Raw genomic sequence first — 7,564 nt, forward strand, 5'->3', positions numbered from 1 at the left:
AATTGCTGTAGATGATAACAAGATATATCAGGAGATTGATGGATTCGGTTATTGCCTGACGGGCGGAAGCGCGCAGCTGATCACCAAAATGGATCAAAAGGCTAAAGACGCACTGCTTCACGAACTTTTCGGTGATGATGCAAACAGCATCGGCATCAGCTACCTCCGTATCAGCATCGGCGCTTCAGATCTTGATGACCGTGTGTTTTCATATGACGATCTTCCAACGGGCGAGACAGACCCTGCGCTCACAAAGTTCAGTCTTGACAACGATTACCGGACCGGTTTGATTCCGCTGTTGAAACAAATCCTTGCAATAAATCCCACCATTAAAATATTAGCTTCTCCGTGGTCGGCTCCAATTTGGATGAAGACCAATAGCAAAGCAAAGGGAGGAAGCCTCAAACCGGAGTTTTACGGCGTATACGCAAATTACTTCATGAAGTATATCGAAGGCATGAAAAAAGCAGGTATTCCGATTGATGCCATCACCATCCAAAACGAACCATTGCATCCCGGCAACACGCCAAGCATGTATATGGAAGCAAAAGACCAGGGTGAATTTATTAAAACCCATCTGGGCCCAGCCTTTCGCAAAGCCGGGATTAAAACAAAAATTATCCTGTATGACCACAATTGTGACAAGCCGGAGTATCCCATCTCGATTCTTGACGATCCACAGGCAAAATCATTTGTTGACGGATCGGGCTTTCACCTTTACAGCGGAGACATTATGGCATTGACGGCTGTTCACGAGGCACATCCCGACAAAAACCTGTATTTTACGGAACAATGGAATGGGGGACCTGAGAAATTTTCTGAAGATTTGAAAAGCAATATTGGCAACCTGATCATTGGTGCAACCAGAAATTGGGCGCGTGTCGTTTTACAATGGAATCTTGCAGCAGATCCGCAATACAATCCCCACACTGATGACGGTGGCTGTACGTCCTGTCTAGGCGCGATAACCATCGACAATTCAACAGTAACGCGCAACATTGCCTATTACACGATGGCACATGCTTCTTCGTATGTCCCGCAGGGTTCACACCGCATCCATTCTAATATCGTAGGAAACCTACAAAATGTAGCGTTTCTTACGCCGAATGGCCACAAAGTACTGATTGTCCTAAACAGCGGAAATACTGAGGAACAATTCAATATAAGTTACAAAGGAAAATCAGTGCAGGCAAAACTCCATGCGGGCGCCGTAGCCACCTATTTCTGGTAATTCGAAGTATCAAAAACTCCTGCTGGCAGGAGTTTTTTATTTACAGTTACCAACAGTCGTTTGATAACTAATTCTGCCGAATTCCAATTATCTGCCTATCTTTGCGCAAGTTTAACTTTTTCAATTATAAATGAAGCCTGACACACAACAACTCAACAGACTTAGCATCCAGGTGCGTAGGGACATCCTGCGTATGGTACACGCGGTAAACTCCGGACATCCCGGCGGTTCACTTGGCTGTACCGAATTTTTTGTAGCCCTTTACCAAAACCTGATGGACCGCAAGGATACCTTCGATATGAACGGTATTGGTGAAGATCTTTTCTTCCTGTCCAACGGCCATATTTCTCCCGTATTTTACAGCGTATTGGCAAGAAGTGGGTATTTCCCAGTTGCAGAACTCGCCACGTTCCGCCACATCAATTCACGTTTGCAGGGCCATCCTACCACACATGAAGGGCTTCCCGGCGTAAGAATCGCCTCAGGATCCCTTGGACAGGGATTGTCAGTAGCGATTGGTGCTGCACAGGCGAAAAAACTCAATAATGACAGCAATATCGTTTACAGCCTTCATGGAGATGGCGAATTGCAGGAAGGCCAAAATTGGGAAGCGATCATGTATGCCTCTGCCAAAAAGGTAGACAACATCATTGCTACTATTGACCTTAATGGAAAGCAAATTGACGGTTCGACAGACGAAGTCCTTCCAATGGGAAGCATTAAGGCGAAATTCGAGGCCTTTGACTGGGAAGTACTTGAAATAAAAGAAGGAAATAATATCGAAGCGATCATAGCTGGAATGACAGACGCAAAAGCTAAAACAGGAAAAGGAAAACCAGTCTGTGTTTTACTTCATACTGAAATGGGCCACGGCGTGGATTTCATGATGCATACCCACGCATGGCATGGTAAGGCCCCGAATGACGCACAACTTGAAGCCGCTTTAAGCCAGAATTATAGTGAAGGCGAAAGCGATTATTAATGGCAATTAATAATTGATAATTAATAATTGACAATTCGTAATTGATGATTCGTAATTCGTAATTGATAATTCAATTTCTCAATCTTTAAATTTTACAATGAAAAAATATACCAATACAGGCAGTAAAGACACCCGTTCAGGATTTGGCGCGGGGCTTACTGAACTCGGACAAACCAATGAAAATGTAGTCGCACTGTGTGCTGATTTAATTGGTTCACTCAAAATGGACGATTTCAAAAAAAATCATCCGGAGCGTTTCTTCCAGATCGGAATCGCTGAGGCGAATATGATCGGAATCGCGGCAGGACTCACTATTGGCGGGAAAATCCCTTTTACCGGAACATTTGCAAATTTCTCCACAGGGAGGGTTTACGACCAAATCCGCCAGTCGGTTGCGTACTCAGATAAGAACGTCAAAATATGTGCCTCTCACGCAGGGCTAACTTTAGGTGAAGATGGCGCCACACATCAAATCCTGGAAGACATCGGATTGATGAAAATGCTTCCGGGCATGACGGTAATTAATACTTGTGATTACAACCAGACGAAAGCAGCTACAATTGCAATCGCGGCACACCACGGACCGGTTTACCTTCGTTTTGGAAGGCCAGTCGTTCCAAACTTTATGCCGGCAGATCAGCCGTTTGAAATTGGAAAGGCGATCCTGATGCATGAAGGCACGGACGTTACAATCGTAGCCACCGGACACTTGGTTTGGGAGGCGTTACTTGCTGCTGAAGCTTTGGAAGCCAAAGGCATTTCTGCGGAAGTGATCAACATTCACACCATCAAGCCGCTCGATGAAGCAGCAATCCTGAAATCATTGGAGAAAACGAAATGTATCGTTACGGCTGAAGAACATAACATTCTGGGTGGACTAGGCGAAAGCGTTGCCAGGGTATTGTCGTTGCACGCCCCTGCACCCCAGGAGTTCGTAGCGGTAATGGACAGTTTTGGCGAGAGCGGCACACCAGAGCAATTGATGGAGAAATACAAACTAAACCATCAGGCGATTGAAGCTGCTGCTGAAAAAGTGATCAGGCGGAAATAAAACCTTAACCTGTTTAAAAATAGCAACCCCAGATTCCATTAGGATTTTGGGGTTTTTGTTTTTGTCTATTTTCCATGATTTTTAAATCGGTAAGGTGCCCTAGCCCGGATGGAAGCGGCATCCTTTTCCTTTCTTCTTTAGAAAGGAAAAGATACAGCGGACAGCCGGAAACAGCTCCTGATCATGCCGCCAACAAAAAATCCCGCACCAAATTTGGAACGGGATTTCTGTATTTTAACAGGCCATCATCGATTAGTGGCAACTGGAGTCAAGATGCTTTCTAAGCCTTGTTGTTGTAGTCACATCGCCTGAGCAGCTTGGGATACCGGATGGCTCGTCAGTCCCGGGGTTAAAAGGATAAAATGCGGAAAGCCCTGGGGTACCTGTTGGTTTACGAACCTCATCTTTGGTAAGAAAAAGGTCGCCATCGTCGTCCAGATCAAGGAAATCGGGTACATTATCACCATCTGAATCATCGTCAAAATTATTTCCATTGTGATTTAGATCTTCATAAATGGATAGCACTTTGTCGCCTTCATGATCACGATATTTAACCGTGTTAAGACGAATGGTAAAGGCCAAAGGTGAATAGGCTGGGATTCCGGATCGTGAAGAATTAAAATAAGCAAGGCCCGAAGGAATAAACACCACTCCCACTCCCGCATTGTTAAAAGTATAGGTTCCATCACCGTTTGGCGTCACGCTTTCCGCCGGACGCAACTCGGAAAGGAATTGCCTATAGCCTGAAATAAAAGAACCTTCTGTGCTGCTCAACACGGGAAAACTTGACCAGACACCGTTTTTATTGCGATCAAATTCCTCGTTGTCAAGCTTCCATCCACGGTAGCTTGTAAACGTAGAATCGACAGCGGTTGGGCGGTTTTCGCCACCACCCGGATTTAGTATAAGGTAATACAATTTATAATCCACAGCGTCGTCAGATGCGCCATCAACAAGATTTGTTTTACGGACATCATTTTTTACGGTCTTGAATTGCAAAGGAAACTCCGTATTGTCCCAAATCGACACGTGCCCATCGGGATTGCTTGCGAGGAGTGTATCGATACTGATGTCCTGAAGCCCGTCTGTTTCAGTAACGGTCAGATAATGTGTTTTAAGGTAAGTTTCGATGGAATCGATGTCTGTCGTATATTGTTCTGCGGAATCTCTTGGTGGCGCAATACTTACGCCATCATCATTCTTATGGCAGGAAAATAAAGTCAGGGATGCAGTAAATGCAATAAAATAAAACTTAAATTTGTTCATTCTTGTAGTGAATTTTGATGGGCGCAAGATACAATATTGATTTATTTTTGGATAAAATTTAACGCCGTTTTTGTAAAAGGATATGAGAATTGATAAATACCTTTGGTGCGTCCGGTATTACAAGACAAGGAACATGGTCACGGAAGCCTGTAAAAAAAATCAGGTTACCGTCAACGGCAATGTTGCCAAGCCTTCAAAAGAAGTTTTCCCTACAGACAGGATTACGTTCAGGAAAGACCAAATTACCTATATTATTACGGTTTTGGATATTCCTCAAAACAGGATCGGCGCCAAGCTCGTCGACATCTATCGGAAGGACGAAACTCCGGCTGAATCCTTCGAACATTTAGAACTACTCAGATTATCAAAAGAGCATTATCGAAAAACCGGTGATGGCCGACCAACGAAAAAAGACCGCCGGGAGCTGGAAGAATATGGCCTGGATTTTAAAGATGACGATAACGAAGACCAATAGCTGTACATATGAATATTATTTTAAACCATCAGGAAATCGAGCACAAAATCAGAAGGATTGCATACCAGATATACGAAACATTTTCAGATGAAGAGACTATAATTATCGCTGGTATCGCCGACAACGGAATTGTATTTGCGGAAAAGATCAAGAATGTGCTGGAAGCCATTTCAACCATTAAGGTAATATTATGCCAGGTCGCTATTGACAAGCAAAATCCAAACAATCCTATACAGACCTCCTTAAAACCCGAAGAATACAGCAACAAGTGCCTGGTACTTGTGGATGATGTACTGAATTCCGGAACTACGTTAATTTATGGTGTACGGCATTTCCTTGATGTACCGTTGAAGAAATTTAAGACGGCAGTTTTAGTAGACCGAAATCATAAGAAGTATCCGGTTAAAGCTGACTTTAAAGGCATTTCACTTTCGACCTCACTGATGGAGCATGTTAAGGTGGTACTGGAAGGAGAATGTGCCGCGTACTTAAGCTAGTATTTTCAGTATTTCGCCGGCAACTTCTTCCGGAGATTTGGAATCCGTGTCAATTTTAAATTGCGCCTGATTGTAATAAAAACTCCGTTCGAAAAGATGTGCCGCAACATAATCAGCCCGTTCTGATTCGGCAACAGAGGCGATTAATGGCCTTGAATCGCTTTCGTTATTTAACCTTTCCAATAATTTTACCGGGGACGCTTTCAGGTAAAACGAAACCACATCATTCCTGTTTAGGAACTCATAATTATTTGCATAACACGGCGTTCCGCCTCCCAGGCTCAGGATAATTTCCCGGGGCTCATTTAATAGGGCGGACAGCGCCTGATGCTCTAATTTACGGAAATAGATTTCGCCTTTTTTTTCAAACAGCTCCCGAATAGTCATCTGTTGTTTATGTTCAATGACCGCATCCAGGTCATCACTCGGAATACCCGTTTTTTGGGATAAGATCTTCCCAACTGTAGTCTTCCCGGAACCCATATAACCTACTAAAACTATTTTTTTCATAGAATAAAACCTTATAAATAAAGGCATTAACAGCAAATGATAAAAAAAGCCAAATTTATAATAAAATTGCTTTGATAAATAAATAATAAGGTCTTATATTTGCACCCGCATTCAGGGAATGAAAAAAATGACTCGATAGCTCAGTTGGTAGAGCACAACACTTTTAATGTTGGGGTCCTGGGTTCGAGCCCCAGTCGGGTCACAAAATGACTTAATTTCCTGAAGCAAGACTCGATAGCTCAGTCGCGTGGAGAAACTGGTAGACTTGCCATCTTGAGGGGGTGGTGCTCGTAAGGGCGTATGGGTTCGAATCCCATCGAGGTCACGAAATGTAACCCTTGAATTATTGGAAGCAATAGTCAAGGGTTTTTTATTTCTCAGCATACAACTGGGTTTTGTCTTTTTTCTGTCCTAATACATGTTGTTAGCGTACGCAAATTATCTGAAATTTCGCCCTTTGTAAAAAACTTCTTCTGTACCATTCTTTTCATCGGAGCGGGACAATGTAGAGACCGCGGATTCCGCATCAATATTGGCAGCCATTCCTTTTAACAATGAGGAAAGATTGAAGCACCGGTTTGCAATGACATGAATGACCTCTCCTTCAATCTGCAATTTTCCTTCTACCATCAACAAACGGGCCTGGATGATTTCCTTGCGGTGTGTTTCGAATACTTTTTCCCATACCACGAGATTGGCGAATCCGCTTTCATCTTCGATGGTGATAAACATTATCCCTTTTGCCGTGCCAGGGCGCTGCCTCACAGTGATTAGTCCAGCCACTTTAATCTTATCGCCATTTTTCATCTTTCCAAGCGCCTCTGTAGGGGTCACATGAAGGCTATCCAACTGTGGTCTTACAAAACTAACAGGATGGGCTTTCAGGGATAATCCTGTGGTAGCATAATCCTCCACTACATGAGCAGCATCGGTTAAAAAAGGCAACACCAATTGGGTTTCACTCCTACTCTCCGAAGGTTGTCCTTTAAACATGCCAATCGGGCTGTCTGATAATGCTGACACTTCCCAAAGCGCCTGCCTGCGGTCCAATCCAATAGAGCGGAAAGCATCGGCGTCAGCCAGTTTTTCAAGTGCCGCCATCGAAACCCCGGCATCAAGCACTGAATGGATATAAGGGAACGCATGATAGCGTGCTGAGACCAAACGCTGCATCTCTTCGGACTGTAATCCTTTTACCTGCCGAAAACCAAGACGCACTGCGCGGTAGGCACCCGCTTTTTCCTCAAGCGTATTGTCCCAAACCGAATGGTTGATGTCTACAGGCCGTACTTCAACACCATGATTTCTCGCATCAATAACGATTTGCGCCGGCTGATAAAAGCCCATAGGCATACTATTAAGCAACGCCACAGCAAAGGCATCAGGATAATAACATTTGATCCAGGAGGAAACATATACCAATAATGCAAAACTTGCGGCATGGCTTTCCGGAAAACCATAAGATCCAAAGCCTTTCAGCTGCTGGAATACCCGACGCGCAAATTCTTCCTTATATCCTTTTTTCATCATGCCTTCTACCAATTTTTTCTCC

Annotated in this window: 8 protein-coding genes and 1 tRNA gene; 6 read left to right on the forward strand and 3 right to left on the reverse strand. The window is 43.9% G+C overall.

From position 1 onward, the window contains the following. The 3 genes from CFE23_RS08635 to CFE23_RS08645 all read left to right on the forward strand — a co-directional run. Positions 1–1,231 (forward strand): glycoside hydrolase family 30 beta sandwich domain-containing protein (locus tag CFE23_RS08635; RefSeq protein WP_291086768.1); only part of this gene is annotated, 1,231 nt, incomplete at its 5' end. A gap of 130 nt (positions 1,232–1,361) precedes the next feature. Further along, a complete protein-coding gene (locus tag CFE23_RS08640) occupies positions 1,362–2,213 on the forward strand; it encodes a transketolase (protein ID WP_291086770.1) in 852 nt (283 codons plus the stop codon). 97 nt (positions 2,214–2,310) lie between these two features. Further along, positions 2,311–3,264 (forward strand): transketolase C-terminal domain-containing protein, encoded by a 954-nt coding sequence (locus tag CFE23_RS08645; RefSeq protein WP_291086772.1) that lies wholly within the window; start codon positions 2,311–2,313, stop codon positions 3,262–3,264. A 252-nt stretch (positions 3,265–3,516) separates the two neighbouring features. Here the strand turns inward: CFE23_RS08645 and CFE23_RS08650 are convergent, their stop codons facing one another. Further along, complete coding sequence (locus CFE23_RS08650) at positions 3,517–4,530, reverse strand: hypothetical protein (protein WP_291086774.1); 1,014 nt, start codon at positions 4,528–4,530, stop codon at positions 3,517–3,519. 82 nt (positions 4,531–4,612) lie between these two features. Between CFE23_RS08650 and CFE23_RS08655 the strand changes: the two genes are divergently transcribed. Continuing rightward, on the forward strand, positions 4,613–5,005 hold the full coding sequence (locus tag CFE23_RS08655) for a S4 domain-containing protein (RefSeq protein ID WP_291086776.1): 393 nt from the start codon (positions 4,613–4,615) through the stop codon (positions 5,003–5,005). A gap of 8 nt (positions 5,006–5,013) precedes the next feature. Beyond that, positions 5,014–5,502 carry a phosphoribosyltransferase family protein gene (locus CFE23_RS08660; protein ID WP_291086778.1) on the forward strand — a complete coding sequence of 163 codons (489 nt, stop codon included), beginning with the start codon at positions 5,014–5,016 and terminating at the stop codon, positions 5,500–5,502. Here CFE23_RS08660 and CFE23_RS08665 read toward each other — a convergent pair. Then, positions 5,494–6,012 (reverse strand): shikimate kinase, encoded by a 519-nt coding sequence (locus tag CFE23_RS08665; RefSeq protein ID WP_291086779.1) that lies wholly within the window; start codon positions 6,010–6,012, stop codon positions 5,494–5,496. The two genes, CFE23_RS08660 and CFE23_RS08665, sit on opposite strands and share 9 nt — an antisense overlap. Before the next feature lie 129 nt (positions 6,013–6,141). Between CFE23_RS08665 and CFE23_RS08670 the strand changes: the two genes are divergently transcribed. Then, positions 6,142–6,214: transfer RNA gene (locus CFE23_RS08670), tRNA-Lys, on the forward strand. 236 nt (positions 6,215–6,450) lie between these two features. Here CFE23_RS08670 and CFE23_RS08675 read toward each other — a convergent pair. Beyond that, the coding region (locus tag CFE23_RS08675) for an OB-fold nucleic acid binding domain-containing protein (RefSeq protein ID WP_363331572.1) at positions 6,451–7,564 on the reverse strand (1,114 nt) is incomplete at its 5' end.

This window comes from Flavobacterium sp. BFFFF1 (assembly GCF_002256285.1).
Classification (GTDB): domain Bacteria; phylum Bacteroidota; class Bacteroidia; order Flavobacteriales; family Flavobacteriaceae; genus Flavobacterium.